Genomic DNA, 16174 nt, shown 5'->3' with positions numbered 1-16174 from the left:
CCGTCGTCGCGGGGGTTCTGGGTCTGGGTCTGGTGTGGTCGATGGCGGCACCTGCCGCGCCCCCGGCAGTGCCGGCGGCGCCCAAGGTCCTGGACAGCTTCGACGACATGTCGCCCTGGAAGCTGGTGGTGTCCGACCAGGTCAGCGGCTCGCTGCGCAGCGTGGCCGGCGCCAACGGCGGCCGCGCGCTGTGCGTGGACTACGACTTCCACGAAGTCTCCGGCTACGTGGCGATCCGCCGCGAGCTGCCCATCACCTGGCCGGACAACTACCAGGTCGGCTTCCAGCTCCGCGGCGATTCGCCCGGCAATGACCTGCAGTTCAAGCTGATCGATGCCAGCGGCGACAACGTGTGGTGGGTCAACCGCCCCGGCTACGCCTTCCCCAAGACCTGGACGCCGGTGCAGTACCGCCAGCGCCAGATCGAGAAGGCCTGGGGCCCGGACCCGGACAAGACCCTGCGTAAAAGCGCGGCAGTAGAGTTCACCATTTACAGCAAGGTCGGCGGGCGCGGCACGGTCTGCTTCGACCGGCTCACCCTGCAGGCGCTGCCGCCGGCCGATACCTCGGCGCTGGCGCCGTCGGTGATCGCCGATACCGCCACCGCGCTGCAGAGCCGTATTGCCGATGGCAAGCCGGACACGGTGTGGATCAGCGGTGGCGTGCCCGACCAGACCATCAGCCTGGACCTGCACAACGTGCGCGAGTTTGGCGGTGCGGTGATCCAGTGGGTGCCCGGCCTGGAAGCTACCCGCTACGTGGTGCGTGCCTCCGCCGATGGCCGGGACTGGCGCACCCTGCGCGAGATCACCGCCGGCGGTGGCGGCGAGCGCGACTGGCTGGCACTGCCCGATACCGAGGCGCGCTACCTGCGCTTCGACCTGCAGCACGGCAGCAGTTGGCGGTACGGCATCCGCGATATCGCGATCAAGCCACTGGATTTCGCTGCTACTCCGAACGAATTCGTTGAATCGGTCGGCGCCGACCTGACCCGTGGCTTCGTGCCGCGCGGCTTCAGCGGTGAACAACCGTATTGGACCCTGCTCGGGCTGGACGGCGGCCGCGAACAGGCGCTGATCGGCGAAGACGGTGCACTGGAAGTGGCCAAGGCCAGCTTCAGCGTGGAGCCGTTCGTGGTGGTCGACAAGAAGGTGCTGAGCTGGGCCGATGTCGAGGCAAAGCAGTCGCTGCAGGACGATTACCTGCCCATTGCCAGCGTCGACTGGGCCCACCCCAAGGCCGCCTTGAAGGTGACCGGCTTCGTGCAGGGCAGTACGGACAAGGCGCAGCTGGTAGGCCGCTACACGCTGCACAACCCGGACAAGGTGGCGCACGACTACACCCTGGCCCTGGCCGTGCGGCCGTGGCAGGTGAATCCGCCGCGGCAGTTCCTCAATACCGTGGGCGGCGTGAGCCGGATCGACACGCTGGAGTTCGAGCCGGGCCAGGTCGAGGTCAACGGCAAGCCGCGCGTGTACCCGGTGCAGGCGCCGGACGCGGCCTTCGCCAGCCCGTTCGACGGCAAGCTGGAGGTTACCCACCTGGCCACTGGCAATCTGCCCACCGCCACCGAAGTGCGCGATGCCACCGGGCTGGCCTCGGGCGCGCTGCTGTACCGCTGGCGGCTGGAGCCGGGGCAGAGCAGGGAGGTGGCCATCGTGCTGCCGCAGACCGGCGCGTGGACCACCCCGAAGGACTTCGACGCCAACAAGGCCCAGCAGCAGGTGGCCTCGATGTGGCGCACCAAGCTGGACCAGGTGGCGCTGCAGGTGCCAGCGGCGGGCAAGCCGCTGGCCGATACGCTGCGCACCGCACTGGCGCACATGCTCATCTCCCGGATCGGGCCAAGCCTGCAGCCGGGCACGCGCTCGTACTCGCGCAGCTGGATCCGCGATGGCGCGATGATTTCCGAAGGCCTGCTGCGCATGGGCCGCAGCGATGCGGTGCGGGAGTACGTGAACTGGTACGCGCCGTACCAGTTCGACAACGGCAAGGTGCCGTGCTGCGTCGACCCGCGCGGCGCCGACCCGGTGCCGGAAAACGACAGCCACGGCGAACTGATCTTCAACATCGCCGAGTACTGGCGCTACACCGGCGACAGCACCTTCCTGGAACTGATGTGGCCGCACGTGCAGGGCGCCTACCAGTACATGGAACAGCTGCGCCTGAGCGAACGCACCGAGGAAAACCGCGCGCGCAACCCGGCCTTCTTCGGGATGATGCCGGTGTCGATCAGCCACGAAGGCTATTCGGCCAAGCCCATGCATTCGTACTGGGACAACTTCTGGGCGCTGCGCGGTTACAAGGATGCGGCGATCATCGCCTCCACCCTGGGCAAGATGGAGGCGATGCAGATCGCCGAGTCGCGCGACCAGTTCCGTGACGACCTGCAGGCCTCGCTGCTGGCGGCCACGGCCCTGCACAAGATCGATTTCCTGCCCGGTTCGGCCGAGCTCGGCGATTTCGACGCGACCTCCACCACCATCGCGCTGGCCCCGGGCGGCGAACAGGGCCGCCTGCCGCAGCCGTACCTGGACAACACCTTCGAGCGCTACTGGAAGCAGTTCGAGGAACGCCGCGACGGCAAGCGCGAATGGAAGGACTACACCCCGTACGAGTGGCGCAACGTGGCCGCGTTCGTGCGCCTGGGCTGGCGCGACCGCGCCTGGCAGGCCACCGAGTTCTTCTTCAAGGACCGTGCGCCGCAGGCCTGGAACCAGTGGGCCGAAGTGGTCTCGCACACGCCGCGCAAGCCGTTCTTCGTCGGCGACCTGCCGCATGCGTGGGTGGCGTCGGACTTCGTGCGCTCGGCGCTGGACATGTTCGCCTACAACCGCGACGTGGACGACAGCCTGGTGCTGGCCGCCGGCGTGCCCAGCCGCTGGCTGGACGGCGCCGGGGTCGGGGTGAAGGGGCTGCGCACGCCGAATGGACAGCTGAGCTACACACTGGCCCGCAGCGACCGGCAGCTCACGCTGCAGATCGCGTCCGGGCTGCTGGTGCCGCAGGGCGGGGTGATCCTGCCGTGGCCGTTCAGTGGCGAACCGGGGGATACCACCATCAACGGCGAGCCGGCGCAGTGGCTCAACGGCGAGCTGCGCATCACCCAGGTACCGGCCAAGGTGGAAGTGCAGATACCGGCCTCGGTGCGGCGCGCCGAACGCAAGGCACCGTGACCGCGGTGGTCGCGCGCCCCGGCATGCTTGGCGTGCTGCTGGCCGTTGCGCTGGCGGCATTGCCGGCGCGGGCGGCCGAGCCGGTGGAGCAGGGCATGAGCCTGGTGACCTTCAACCTGCACCACGACCGGGAAGACTGGCCGCAGCGGCGCAAGGTGATCCTGCGCGAGCTGCAGGCGCTGCAGCCCGATGCGATCGCGCTGCAGGAGGTGATCCAGAAGCCGCATGTGCGCAACCAGGCCGCCTGGCTGGCGCGCAGGCTCGGCTATGACTATCAGTTCGTGTCCACCGATCCGCCGGGGCGATTGAAGCGCTACGGCAATGCGCTGCTGACCCGGCGCCCGGTGCTGGCGCGCGGTGAACGGTTGTTGGCCCCGCTGACCGACTACCGCACCGTGGCGCACCTGCGTATCGATGTGGAGGGGCAGCCAGTGAATATCTATGCCACCCATCTCAACGAACGTTCGGATGAGCGCGGCAGTCGCATCCGTGCCGAGCAGGTGGCCGACCTGTTGACGTTCATCGCGACGACATCGGGCGATGCGCCGGTGGTGATCGCGGGGGATTTCAATGCGCTGGTGGATGCGAGTGATCTGAGTGCGCTGCGCCAGCGCTATGGCGACAGCTATGGCAGCGTGCACGTGAACAACGAACTGGCGCAGATCAGTACGTTGAACCGGCATTACTACGATGCGCCCTCGCGCATCGACCACATCTTTTTCCAGCAGGACAAGCTGCTGGCCCGCGAAGCGCGGCTGCTGTTCGACCAGCCCTACGCCGAAGGGCGCTGGGCGTCGGACCATTACGGGGTGTGGACCCGCCTGCAGTTCGCACCCTGATGCAGGCAGCCACGCAGGGCGTGGCGCTACGTGATCCGGATCCAAAAAGAGACAGCGGCCCGAAGGCCGCTGTCTTTTTTTTACATCGCCGCTGGAACCGGATCAGGCCTTGTCGGTCTTTTCCGGGTCCTGCTTGTCGGCATCGTCGGCCTTGGCGACATCGGTCGGGATGTCTTCGCGGGCTTCGGCGTGCGCGGCCTGGGCGGCGGCGTCGGTCGGTGCGGCGTCGCTGGCGGCGCTGCCGAACAGCTGGCCGTTCTGCACCGCCGGTGCAACGGCGGCCGATTCCGCGCGTGCCACCGGTGCCGGGGCAGCCGGCGCGGCCGGAACGGCGTCCACTGCGTCCAGCATGCTGGTCTGCACCGGACGACCGACTTCGGTCGGGCCCTTGTGCTCTACAACCGGCGCGCTGGTGCTGGCTTCGGCGGCCTTCGGGGTCTCGACGGCGACGGGTGCGGTCGGGGCCGGGGTCACCGGGTCCGGCGTCACGACGGGCGTTTCAATCGCCTTAGGCGCTTCGGTCACGACCGGGGCTTCAACTGCCTTCGGCGCTTCGGTCACGACCGGAGCTTCGACAGCCTTCGGCGCTTCAGCTGCGACCGGCGCTTCTACCGCTTTCGGCGCTTCGGTCACAGCCGGGGCTTCAACAGCCTTCGGCGCTTCGGTCACGACCGGGGCGACCGGGGCGACCGGGGCTTCAACCGCCTTCGGTGCTTCCGCCACCACCGGCTTCTCAGCCTCCGGCGCCTTGGCGACCGGTGCGGAGGCCGGCATCGGCGATTCCACGAACGGCACGCGGTCGGTGTAGGACGGGGTGCGCTCTGCCACCGGCTCGGCCTTCGGGGCCGGGGCGGCCTCGCTGTGACCGGCGGTCACCACCGGGCTGCTGACCACGGCCAGCGGCGCGGCGGCGGCCACGGCAGCCACCGGGGCCGGGCGCGGGGCCTGGACCGGTGCGGCCGGAGCAGCGGGGGCGGCGCCGTCGTCATCGAAGTCGAACTCCGGGTTCGATCCGGTGCTGCGGGCGGCGGGGCGGGCAGTCGGGGCGGTGGTGTCACCGTCCTGGTCGCCGTCCTGCTCGTCACCGTCGGCGTCGTCATCCAGACCGCCGTCATCGTTCAGGCCATCGCTGCCTGCAGCCTGCTCGCCATTGCCACGACGACGGCGGCGGCCACCGCGACGGCCACGACGACGGCGCGAGGCGCCCTCGCCACTGGCATCATCGCCGGTGCCCGGCGCTTCGCCGTGCTCGTTGGCTTCGCCATCCACCGCAACGGCGGTCACCTGGTTCTCATCGGCCAATGCGTTGTTCGACACCGGGGCCGCGGTCGGCGCCGTGGTCGCCGGGGTGGCGGCATCGGCCACGGTTACCGCGGCTGCAACCAGCGCGGCATCGGCAGCGGTCACGCCGGTCTGCACCGGCTTGGCGGCATCGGCCTGCGGCTGACGCGCGGGCTTGTCGCCCTCGTTCTGCTGGCGCGGCGGCTTCTGCTTCTGGTTCTGGTTCAGCTTCGGCTGCTGCTGCTCATTGCGCGGAGCCTTGGGCTGCTGCTGCTCGTTGCGCGGCTTGCCCTGCTGGGCCTGGCCGGCGGCCGGTGCGGACGCCTGTGCGGCCACGTCCTGGCGGCGGTCATCGCGGCGCTCGCCCTTGCCGGCGCGTTCGCCACGGTCGTCGCGACGGTCCTTGCCACGGGCCTGGCCCTGCTGGCCCTGACCCTGGCCACGTTCGCCACGCTCATCGCGGCGGCCGTTGCGGTCCTTGCCGTTGCGGTCCTTGTTACGGCCGTTGCGGTTGCCGTCCTGGGCCGGGCGCGCGTTGGTCTGCGGGGCGGCGGCCGGCGCCGGTTCGCCACCAAAGATGCGCTTGAGCCAGCCGACCACGCCGGTGGCGGCCGGTGCAGCGACCGGGGCCGGGGCGACCGGGGCCGGGGCAGCAGCCACCGGCTCGGCAACCTCGCGGACCGGCGCCGGGGAGCTGTGCTTGACGTTGGTGACCGCCGGGGCAACCGGGATGTTCAGCTGCGCCTTGGTCAGGGCATGCACCGGCAGCTTGCGCGGGGTGCCACGCTGGTAGCTCGGCTTGCCGCTTTCTTCGCCCAGCTCGTTTTCACGCAGGCGGGTCACTTCGTAATGCGGCGTGTGCAGCTGCTCGTCGGCCACGATCACGATCGGCGCGTCATGGCGCTGTTCGATCTCGCGCAGGGCGCTGCGCTTTTCGTTGAGCAGGTAGTTGGCGATCTCCACCGGGGCCTGGACCAGCACCTGCCCGGTGTTTTCCTTCATCGCATGCTCTTCGGCGACGCGGATGATCGACAGCGACAGCGATTCCACCGAGCGCATGCGGCCATGGCCGTCGCAACGCGGGCAGACGATCTGGCTGGATTCGCCCAGGCTCGGGCGCAGGCGCTGGCGGCTCATTTCCATCAGGCCGAAGCGCGAAATGCGGCCCAGCTGCACGCGCGCACGGTCGTACTTGAGCGCGTTCTGCAGGCGGTTCTCGACCTCACGCTGGTGCTTGTTGGAGGACATGTCGATGAAGTCGATCACCACCAGGCCGCCCAGATCGCGCAGGCGCAGCTGGCGGGCCACTTCCTCGGCCGCTTCCAGGTTGGTCTGGAACGCGGTGTCCTCGATGTCACTGCCCTTGGTGGCGCGCGAGGAGTTCACGTCGATGGCGGTCAGCGCTTCGGTCTGGTCGACCACGATCGAGCCGCCCGAGGGCAGGCGCACGTTGCGTTCATAGGCGCCTTCGATCTGCGATTCGATCTGGAAGCGGTTGAACAGCGGAATGTCGTCGGTGTAGTGCTTGAGCTTGCGCAGGGTCTGCGGCATCACCTGCTGCATGAATTCGCGGGCGGTGTCGTACAGCTCCTGGGTGTCGACCAGGATCTCGCCCACGTCGGCGCGCAGGTAGTCGCGCAGGGCGCGCACGATCAGGCGCGATTCCTGGTAGATCAGGAACGGGGCCGGCTTGGTCAGCGCCGCTTCGGCGATCGACTTCCAGACCTGCAGCAGGTAGTCCAGGTCCCACTGCAGCTCTTCGGCATCGCGGCCGACGCCGGCGGTGCGGATGATCACGCCCATGTCGTCGGGGATGTTCAGCTTGTCCAGCGCTTCCTTCAGCGCGGCGCGGTCTTCGCCCTCGATGCGACGCGACACGCCACCGGCGGTGGGCGAGTTCGGCATCAGCACCATGTAGCGGCCGGCCAGGGAGATGAACGTGGTCAGGGCGGCGCCCTTGTTGCCACGCTCTTCCTTGTCGACCTGGACCACCACTTCCTGGCCTTCACGCAGCAGTTCGCGGATGCCGGCCTTGTTGTGGTCGACCCCGGCCTGGAAGTAATCGCGGGAGATTTCCTTCAGCGGCAGGAAGCCGTGGCGTTCGCCACCGTATTCCACGAAGGCCGCTTCCAGCGACGGCTCAAGGCGCGTGATGCGGCCCTTGTAGATGTTCGACTTCTTCTGTTCCTTGGACGGCTGTTCGATGTCGATGTCGTACAGCGTCTGGCCATCCACGATGGCTACCCGCAGCTCTTCAGCCTGCGTGGCGTTGATCAGCATTCGCTTCATATTGCGTTCCTCGCGCGCTGCTACCGCGCGGAACGCCATGGGGTTTCGCTTCTGGTCACGCTTGCACGCCCATCGCGCATGCGCGGGGAGGGCGGCTTGGGTTTCCAGCGCTACAACACCACGGCAGGCCGCGGGAGCGCTTCATTTTGTTTTGGTTTGGGTGTTGCGGGCCGGAGGCAGCTTTCAGCCAGGCTGGAGCGCCACAGGGACATTTTTTCAGCGCAGACGCGTGTCAGGCATCCGGCGATGGCCGGGACTGCCGGTGAGCCGCTAACATGGCCGCCCCGGGGGCGGTGGCTGCGCACTGTGCCGGAATCGAGGGAAGTCGGGCTTCTGGCCCAGAGCAACTTCCAACGAAATCAATCCCTTATCTCGCCCGCCGAGTGTAACAGAATAAAAGGCCAATGACTGATACCGTGCCGTCCCCCAAAGCCGCTGAAGGCAAGACCAGCGTCCGTCTCCTGACTGTCCCGGCCGACCGTGCCGGGCAACGCCTGGACAACTTCCTGCTCGGCCAGCTGAAGGGTGCGCCTCGCAGTCTGGTCTACAAACTCGTGCGCAGCGGCCAGGTCCGTGTGAACGGCGGCCGCGCCAAGGCCGAACGCAAGCTGGTGGAGGGCGACGAAGTGCGCGTGCCACCGGTTCGTCTCACCGAGGAGGGAGACAAGGCCGGCCCGCCGGCGGCGTTCATGAAGCGGCTGGAAGACGCCATCGTCTACGAAGACGAGCGCCTGCTGGCCCTGAACAAGCCCTCCGGCGTGGCCAGCCACGGCGGCAGTGGGATCAGTTTCGGCGCCATCGAGACCCTGCGCGCACTTCGCCCCGGCAAGACCTTGGAGCTGGTGCACCGGCTGGACCGGGACACCTCGGGCCTGCTGATCGTGGCCAAGAAGCGCTCGGCGCTGAGCGAGCTGCAGGCACTGCTGCGGGAAGACCACGGCGCCGGCATCCGCAAGCGCTACCTGACCCTGCTGGTGGGGCGCATGCCCGACGGCACCATGACCGTGGACGCCCCGCTGCACGTGGGCCTGCGCCAGGGGGGCGAGCGCCACGTCCAGGTCAATGCGATCGGCAAGGAATCGATCAGCCACTTCAGCGTGCTGGAGCGCAAGGGCGGCCATTCGTTCTGCGAAGTCCGCATCGAAACCGGCCGTACCCACCAGATCCGCGTGCATGCCCAGCACCTCGGGCACCCGGTGGCCGGTGACGACAAATACGGCGATCCGGACGTCAACAAGCGGCTTCGTGACCAGATCGGCCTGAAACGCCTGTTCCTGCACGCAGCCTCGTTGGAGTTCTCGCTGGACGCCGGCAAGACCCCCTACCTGCTCAACGCGCCATTGGCCGAAGAGCTGACCGAGGCGTTGACCCGGTTGGGGTGAAGCTGTCGGTTGATTGATCCGGGCCCGGATGGGCCCGGAAAAAAGTCGTCGACCGTTGGTTGATTGATCCCAATCCCAATGGGCCCATATGAATTCGTAGCCCCGGCCGTTGGCCGGACACCGCGCGCAGCGCGGCCCAAGCGTCCGGAGGCGGTGACCCGACGATTGCCGCCACCACCCGGCGTTTAGAAGTTCCGAAGCCGCCCGTCAGGCGTTCATGATCCCGGAACGAAGAGCAGCCGGCCAACGGCCGGCGCTACCGCTTCGGATCGTCTAAACGCCGGACGGAGTATCGGGAGGCCGCATTCGGCCACCTCCTGAGACTTGGGCCGCGCTGCGCGCGGTGTCCGGCCAACGGCCGGGGCTACGAGCCGCTACGTAACGTCCACAGATCGGGATCAACCAACCAGAGGCCCCGTAACCGTCGCAGACCCATCGGGATTGGAATCAAATCAACCCGTATCCGGTAGCGCCGGCCGTTGGCCGGCCCACGTAATCTGCGTCACGCCCGCACGCACATCACCACTTGAACAACACCAGGCTGATGGCCAGGCTGGCCATCCCGGCCACCAGCCCGTACACCGTTTCATGGCCCTTGGCGTATCGCTTGGCCGCTGGCAGCAGCTCATCCAGCGCCAGGAACACCATCACCCCGGAAATCAGCCCGAACACCCAGCCGAACGTGGCGTGGTTGAGCACCCCGGACAACAACACGTACCCGATCGCCGCCCCGATCGGCTCGGCCAGGCCCGACAGCAGGCTGGCGCCGAACGCATAGAACTTGTTCTGGGTGGCGAAATACACCGGCACCGCGATCGCGATGCCCTCGGGGATGTTGTGGATCGCAATGGCGAACGCCAGCGGCATGCCCACCGAGGGGCTTTCCAGCGTCGCGAAGAACGTGGCCAGGCCTTCCGGGAAGTTGTGCGCGGTGATCGCCACCGCCGTCAGCAGGCCCACCCGCTTGATGTAGGCCTTGTTGTTCTCCCGGAACATCGGGTCCTGCTTGTCCAGGCTTTCGTGCGGGTTCGGAATCAGGTGATCGATCAGCACGATCAGCAGCACCCCGCACAGGAACGCCGCCGTGGCGTAGGCATAGCCCACGCGCGCGTCATACGCCAGGGTGAACGAATCGATCGCCTTGGTCAGGATCTCGGTCAGCGACACGAACACCATCGCACCGCCGGCGAAGGCTAGGCCGAAGGCCAGCAGGCGGGGATTGGGTCGGCGCGAGAACAACACCATCAGGCTGCCCAGGCCCGTGGCCAGCCCGGCAGCCAGGGTCACCAGCAGGGCGACCCATACGTTTTCACTCGAGATTTCCGGCATGCGCCACAGCGTCCTTTGATCAGCCGCCGCGACGCAGGCGTTCTTCCACCGCGAAGCACTCATCGGGTTTGGGCTGCGGCGGGTTGAAGCTCACCGGCACCTGGATGGTGGTGGGCACCGCCTGGCCGGCGCGGGTGGCCGCCTTGAACTGCCAGCCTTCCACCGCCTTCTGCGCCTGCTCATCAAGCTGCGCGTTGCCGCTGCCGCTCACCAGCTGCACCTGGCCGGGCTTGCCGTCGGTCCCCACCACCACCTTCAGCGTGGTGGTGCCGCCAATGGCCTGGCAGGCCAGCTCGATCGGGTACACCGGCGGCGGGGTCTTCACCGCAGCCACCTCGGTAGGCGCCGCCACCGGCGCCGACGGCTCCGTTGACCCGCCACACCCGGCAAGGGTCAGCACCGCTGCGGTCACCGCCACGCGTATCTGGATGTTCATCAAAATCACTCCGTCAGGCCCGAAGCCTTGGCTGCACAGATGAAGTCGTTCTCGCTCAACCCGCCCACGTCGTGGGTGGAAAAGCGCACCACGGCGCGGTCGTAATGCACCCCCAGGTCCGGGTGGTGGTCCTCGGCATGGGCCACCCAGGCCAGGGCGTTCACGAACGCCATGGTCTTGTAGTAGTCGGCGAAGCGGAAGGTCCGGGTCAGGGCCTGGCCCTGTTCGGCCAGCTCCCAGCCGGGAACCTGCGGCAGCAGCTCGGCTATGCGGGCTTCGCCCAGCTTGTGGTCGCTGCCCTTGCGCGGTACGCAACGGGCCTGCGCCAGCGGAATCAGGTCGGCCATGAAATCCTCCACCTCGTGTATGCCTGAACAATGCGCCGGACAGTGTATAAACCGAATGAGCGCATAACATGTAAGCCGCTAGAATAGCCGCATGATCCAGATCTCCGACACTGCCCAGACCTATTTCCGCAAGCTCATCGAGCGCGAAGCCGTGCCCGGCATGGGCGTGCGCCTCAGCGCCGTGGATGCCGGCACCCCGCGTGCCGATGCCCGGCTGGAGTTCGCCGAACCGGCCGACCTGCTGGGCGACGAGTGGGCGGTGGACTGCGACGGCTTCACCCTGTACGTGGCCTCCGACAGCGTGGGCTGGATGGACGGCGCCGACATCGACATCGTCACCAATGCCACCGGCGGCCAGCAGCTCACCATCAAGGCCCCGAAGATCAAGGGCGAAGCCCCGGCCGATTCGGCCTCGCTGGTCGAACGCGTGCGCTGGGTGGTGGAAAACGAAGTCAACCCGCAGCTGGCCTCGCACGGCGGCAAGGTCGCGGTGCAGGAAGTGTCTGCCGATGGCGTGGTGCTGCTGCGCTTCGGCGGTGGCTGCCAGGGCTGCGGCATGGCCGACGTCACCCTCAAGCAGGGCATCGAGAAAACCCTGATGGGCCGCGTGCCCGGCATCACCGCCGTACGTGACGCGACCGACCACGACAGCGGTCACGCGCCGTATATTCCGCGCGGCACGGCTGCCTGACCGGCCTGCGTGACACTGCGCCGGGCTGACGACATCCTCGACTGGCTGCTTTCCCGCCAGCCGGACAAACGCATCGTTGAAAAAACCACGGGCCTGCCCTACGGGTGGGGCCTGTGGCTGCGCGCGCTGACGCCGCTGCCGCGCCCGTTCCGCTCGACCGAAGTGATTGCCGAACTGATCCAGCGGCCGTTGCCGGGCTCCCCCGGCCGGCTGCCGGCGCTGGGCTTCGTGCAGTCGCTGCGGCGGCTGCTCTGGCAGACCTGGGACCCGGCTCCGCGCGACCAGCGCTGGATGCGCTGGACCTCGGCGGTCATCAGCGTGCTGCTGCACGTCATGTTCGCGCTGCTGCTGTTGTGGGTGGCGCTGATCCGCCCGCCGGTGCAGCCGGAGCAGGGCGGTGATGGCGGCCGCATCCAGGTGGAATTCCTGGGCAGGGGAACACCCCAGGAAAGTGGTGGCGGCGAGCCGGCGGCTGCAGGCAGCGCGGCAGCCGCCGCTGCTGCGAGCGCCCAGGCTGCGGCCGCCGCCTCGCAGCCCCGACCGGCGAGCTCGACCGCAGCCGCCGCGCCGCAGCCGCCGGCATCGGCGCCGGCGCCGACCGCCAGTACCGAACCCGCGCCGACACCGCCAGCCCCTGCGCCCACCGCTGTCGAACAGCCGGTCCAGGCCACCGACGTGGCCGAAGCCACCACCGATTTCGTGGTGCCGCCCACCAGCGTGCCGCGCACTGAAGTGCGGGTGATTCCGCGCGACGCGCCCGAGCCGCAGGTGCGCGAACGCACCGTGGAGGTGGCGGAGGCACCGACGCCGCCTTCGATCACCCCGTCCGTGCGCCCGGTGGAAACGCAGGTGCGCCCGCGCGACGTGGCGGTGCGCGAACGGGAGGTCACCGTGGTCACCGCGCCCACCGCACCGGTGCCCGTGCCGGGTCCGCAGGTTGAGGTCACTGTGCCGCAGCGTGATCTGCAGGTGCGCGAACGTGAAGTGACCCCGGCGCCGTCAGTGTCGGTCACGGTCGCGCCGGTGCCGCAGCGCGAGATCACCGTGCCCGGGCGCAGTCCGGAAGTGGCGGTGCGTGAGCGTGCGGTGCCGAATGCCGCGCCGCGCCCGGCCCCAGCCGCAGCGACCCCATCGCCCGCCGCGTCCGCACCTTCGCCCACGCCAGGGGCGAGTACCGCCAGCCAAACCAGCCCGAGCCGCAGCACCGCCTCCAGTACCGCGCCGGCCCGTGCGCCGGCCGCGCGTCCGTCGCCCACGCCGGGCAACTGGGCCACGCCGGCACGGGGCGATGACTGGGGCGCGGCCGACCGCAACCGGGCCGGCGAGCGCAGTGGCGCGCAGGCCAACCAGGGCGCCGGGCGTACCGGCGAGGGTCTGTTCAACGCCGACGGCAGCGTGCGCGTGCCGGGGCAGGCGGGCAGCGGCGATAGCGAGCGCGGCGCCCCCGGTGGCGAGAACGATGGCTGGAGCCGCGAACGGATTGCCCAGTCCGGGACGTGGCTCAAGCGCCCGCCGTACGACTACACGCCGACCTCGTTCGACAAGTACTGGGCACCGAACGAATCGCTGCTGGCCGAATGGGTGCGCAAGGGCATCAAGGCCGTGGAGATTCCGATTCCGGGCACCAGCTCGAAGATTTCCTGCGTGGTCTCGATCCTGCAGTTCGGCGGCGGCTGCGGCCTGTCCGACCCGAACATGCAGGACCAGCCGGCGGTGGCCCGTCCGCCGCCGGACATCCCGTTCAAGAAGGAACTACAGGACGACAACGGCAGCCGTTGACGGCTCTACCCGTTCAACGCGACGAATGCCCAGAACGGCACGTCCTGTTCGAGCCACGTCTTGCTGGCGTCCTCCAGTACATCCAGGAACGTGTCGAAGTCCTTCTCCGCGTTTTCCCGCAACTCGTCCGCATCACTGAAGAACAACGCGTAGCCGTTGGCCTTCATCCACCCGAGGTCGCGCAGGCAATCCAGCAGCGCGTCCCAGTTGCCACCAAATGTCTGTGGGAAATCCAGCTGCGCGGCAACGCGTGCGATCAGGGTGCGCTTGTCGCGGCAGCCGCCCAGGTCGATCGTGGCCACGCGCAGGCGGGCATCGCGCATCGCGGCCGACAGCGCGCCGATGTCGGCGTTGGTGACCGAATACACGCCCGCATTGTTGATGTCGTCCAGACCCAGTTCGAATCCATCGTGGTTCATTGCCAGCTCCCGGCAGGTGGGACCTCGAAACTGCGGAAGGTTTCGTAATGGTCGTCGGTGTAGAACCAACCGGTCGGCGGAGTGCCGCCGGTCACGATGCGGCGTGCGCCGCGGTTGCCGGCACCCGGCGTGTCCACCGTGTACTCGCGGTAATAGCCGCGCGGGCGATCCGGCAGGCGCTGTTCGCGGTTGCTGAAAACGCCGCCGTCCTGGCGGTGCGGGTAGGGACCGCCGCGCTGGATCAGGAGGATGGTCTGGCGTGCTTCTGCAGGCAGGAAGGCAGGCAGTGGGTCGTGAGTGCGCTGCGCGGCGGCGCCGGGATTGGCCGGGGCGTTGTCGAGTGGCGCAGCATCGGCGCCTGGCTGGGTCAGCGACGGCGCGAACTGCGGCGCGGGCGCGCGCTGGGCTTCCTTGATGGCGAAAAGACCGCCCACCAGCAGGACAATGGCAACGAGCAGCAGTAGAGGTTTGCGCATGTGAACATCGAGTGTGCGGGGGACGGGGTTAATGTAGCGTAGCCAAACGAAGTTTCCTTTACGTGGGGGTTGGTAAGCTTGGCGGCCATCCCCATCATCGACTTCGCAACGCCCGGTCTTCGCCGGGCGAGTGAGCTACCAGGAGAACCACATGGCCTACACCCTCCCCAAGCTGTCCTACGCCTACGACGCGCTTGAGCCGCACATTGATGCGGCCACGATGGAAATCCACCACACCAAGCACCACCAGACCTACATCAACAACGTCAACGCGGCACTGGAAGGCACCGAATACGCCGACCTGCCGGTTGAGGAGCTGGTCAAGAAGCTCAAGTCGCTGCCGGAAAACCTGCAGGGCCCGGTGCGCAACAACGGTGGCGGGCACGCCAACCACACCCTGTTCTGGACCGTGATGGCGCCCGACGCCGGCGGTACCCCGACTGGCGACGTCGGCAAGGCCATCGACGCCCAGCTGGGCGGTTTCGAGAAGTTCAAGGAAGCCTTCACCAAGGCGGCGCTGACCCGTTTCGGCAGCGGCTGGGCGTGGCTGAGCGTGACCCCGGACAAGAAGCTGGTAGTGGAAAGCACCGGCAACCAGGACAGCCCGTTGATGGAAGGCAACACGCCGATCCTGGGCCTGGACGTGTGGGAACACGCGTACTACCTGAAGTACCAGAACCGTCGCCCGGAATACATCGGCGCGTTCTTCAACGTGGTCGACTGGAAGGAAGTCGAGCGTCGTTACCAGGAAGCCATCGCCTGATTCCAGCGTTGAACTGGATACCGGAAAGGCCAGGCAGAAATGCCTGGCCTTTTCGTTTACCGGGGCTGGGCTTCGCCCTGCAGCCTCAGGGTGGCAATGATGCCCAGGCGCAGGGCGCCGATATCGGTGCCTTCCAGTGCGGGCAGTTTCAGCGGTTGCAGGCCTTGCCCGGCGAAGTGGCTCACCTGGAACAGCACATCCAGCCCATGGCCGCCCGCGATCCCGGCTGCCGACGGCGGGTCGACGCGCTCGCCGGGATTCTTGCGCGCCGGCTGGAAGCCGGGCGAGCTGCGCACCAGTTCATCGGTGTCAGCCGAGAAGTCGCCTGCAATCAACGATGGCAGGCCGTCCGAGGTGGCACCGATCCAGGTCATCAGGTCGCTGGTCTGGTGCTTTCGCACCAGCGCTTCGTCCGGGTCCGGGCGCAGCCGTGCAACATAGATGTTGATCTGCTCGTCCTGCAGGTTCACCCGCAGCATGCCCGCCGCACTGAACCGGCCCGGCGGATGGAGCAGGGTGACCCCGTCTTCGGCCACCGGCAGCCGGCTGAGCATGGCACTGCCGTGGCGCAGCGGCTGGCTGGGCGGGTCGGCGGTGACGAAGTCGCAGCTGTAGCGCAGGCGGGTGGCCAGCCAGCAGGCGGGGTTGCCGCCCTTGGTCTGCAGCACCCGCTGCACGGCGATCACGTCCGGCTGCAGGCCTTCCAGCACCTGCAGCAGCTGGTCGCGGCGCTGCTCCCATTGGGTCTCGTCGGCCGCCGGCAGTTCCAGCGTGGCGATCCTGAGCAGGCGTGGCGGCGCCTCGCTCTGCCGGGCGGCGGCCGGGAGCGCGGGAGTGGTCAACAACAGGAGCAGGAACCAGCCGTGCCAGCGTCCTGCGACAACCGTGGGGAGGAGGCGCATAACGATAAGTTTACGCTTGGTCCGTCGACGTGCCGTGACTTCCGTCAATGGATTTCAGATGCCTG

The 16174-nt window shown here is 68.1% G+C and carries 13 protein-coding genes; 6 read left to right on the top strand and 7 right to left on the bottom strand.

Annotation, left to right across the window (positions count from 1 at the left end; genetic code table 11):
• The first annotated feature begins 41 nt into the window (after positions 1-41).
• Both BAY15_RS12375 and BAY15_RS12370 read left to right on the top strand, forming a co-directional pair.
• Positions 42-3176 carry a discoidin domain-containing protein gene (locus BAY15_RS12375; RefSeq protein WP_068854703.1) on the top strand — a complete coding sequence of 1045 codons (3135 nt, stop codon included), beginning with the start codon at positions 42-44 and terminating at the stop codon, positions 3174-3176.
• Positions 3177-3199: 23 nt separating this feature from the next.
• Positions 3200-4015 (top strand): endonuclease/exonuclease/phosphatase family protein, encoded by an 816-nt coding sequence (locus tag BAY15_RS12370; RefSeq protein ID WP_068854704.1) that lies wholly within the window; start codon positions 3200-3202, stop codon positions 4013-4015.
• 102 nt (positions 4016-4117) lie between these two features.
• On the opposite strand, the gene rne is transcribed toward BAY15_RS12370, so the two are convergent.
• Entirely contained in the window at positions 4118-7585 is a 3468-nt protein-coding gene (gene rne, locus BAY15_RS12365) for a ribonuclease E (RefSeq protein ID WP_068853075.1), read from the bottom strand.
• A gap of 404 nt (positions 7586-7989) precedes the next feature.
• Between rne and BAY15_RS12360 the strand changes: the two genes are divergently transcribed.
• Entirely contained in the window at positions 7990-8967 is a 978-nt protein-coding gene (locus BAY15_RS12360; protein ID WP_068853072.1) for an RluA family pseudouridine synthase, read from the top strand.
• Between the two features lie 519 nt (positions 8968-9486).
• Here the strand turns inward: BAY15_RS12360 and zupT are convergent.
• From zupT to BAY15_RS12345, 3 genes are read right to left on the bottom strand one after another with little or no spacing between them, the layout of a single operon-like run.
• On the bottom strand, positions 9487-10296 hold the full coding sequence (gene zupT / locus BAY15_RS12355; protein WP_068853069.1) for a zinc transporter ZupT: 810 nt from the start codon (positions 10294-10296) through the stop codon (positions 9487-9489).
• Between the two features lie 19 nt (positions 10297-10315).
• Positions 10316-10732, bottom strand: coding sequence for an energy transducer TonB (locus BAY15_RS12350; RefSeq protein WP_068853066.1), 417 nt, complete (start codon positions 10730-10732; stop codon positions 10316-10318).
• A gap of 5 nt (positions 10733-10737) precedes the next feature.
• Entirely contained in the window at positions 10738-11079 is a 342-nt protein-coding gene (locus BAY15_RS12345; protein ID WP_068854702.1) for a 4a-hydroxytetrahydrobiopterin dehydratase, read from the bottom strand.
• A 91-nt stretch (positions 11080-11170) separates the two neighbouring features.
• On the opposite strand from BAY15_RS12345, the gene BAY15_RS12340 reads away from it, so the two are divergent.
• Both BAY15_RS12340 and BAY15_RS12335 read left to right on the top strand, forming a co-directional pair.
• A complete protein-coding gene (locus BAY15_RS12340) occupies positions 11171-11770 on the top strand; it encodes an NfuA family Fe-S biogenesis protein (protein ID WP_068853063.1) in 600 nt (199 codons plus the stop codon).
• 9 nt (positions 11771-11779) lie between these two features.
• Positions 11780-13549, top strand: a complete 1770-nt coding sequence (locus BAY15_RS12335) for a hypothetical protein (RefSeq protein WP_068853060.1) — start codon at positions 11780-11782, stop codon at positions 13547-13549.
• Positions 13550-13554: 5 nt separating this feature from the next.
• Here BAY15_RS12335 and BAY15_RS12330 read toward each other — a convergent pair whose 3' ends face one another.
• Both BAY15_RS12330 and BAY15_RS12325 read right to left on the bottom strand, forming a co-directional pair.
• On the bottom strand, positions 13555-13968 hold the full coding sequence (locus tag BAY15_RS12330) for a barstar family protein (RefSeq protein WP_068853058.1): 414 nt from the start codon (positions 13966-13968) through the stop codon (positions 13555-13557).
• Positions 13965-14444 (bottom strand): ribonuclease domain-containing protein, encoded by a 480-nt coding sequence (locus tag BAY15_RS12325; RefSeq protein ID WP_068853055.1) that lies wholly within the window; start codon positions 14442-14444, stop codon positions 13965-13967. The genes BAY15_RS12330 and BAY15_RS12325 overlap by 4 nt, the downstream gene beginning before the upstream one ends.
• A gap of 151 nt (positions 14445-14595) precedes the next feature.
• On the opposite strand from BAY15_RS12325, the gene BAY15_RS12320 reads away from it, so the two are divergent.
• Positions 14596-15207, top strand: coding sequence for a superoxide dismutase (locus tag BAY15_RS12320; RefSeq protein WP_068854701.1), 612 nt, complete (start codon positions 14596-14598; stop codon positions 15205-15207).
• Between the two features lie 56 nt (positions 15208-15263).
• Here BAY15_RS12320 and BAY15_RS12315 read toward each other — a convergent pair whose 3' ends face one another.
• Positions 15264-16109 (bottom strand): endonuclease/exonuclease/phosphatase family protein, encoded by an 846-nt coding sequence (locus tag BAY15_RS12315; RefSeq protein WP_068853052.1) that lies wholly within the window; start codon positions 16107-16109, stop codon positions 15264-15266.
• Between the last annotated feature and the right edge of the window lie 65 nt (positions 16110-16174).

Source organism: Stenotrophomonas rhizophila (assembly GCF_001704155.1).
Lineage (GTDB): Bacteria > Pseudomonadota > Gammaproteobacteria > Xanthomonadales > Xanthomonadaceae > Stenotrophomonas > Stenotrophomonas rhizophila_A.
Note: the sequence above shows the minus strand (reverse complement) of the source record. Positions and strands in the feature narration are given on the sequence as shown.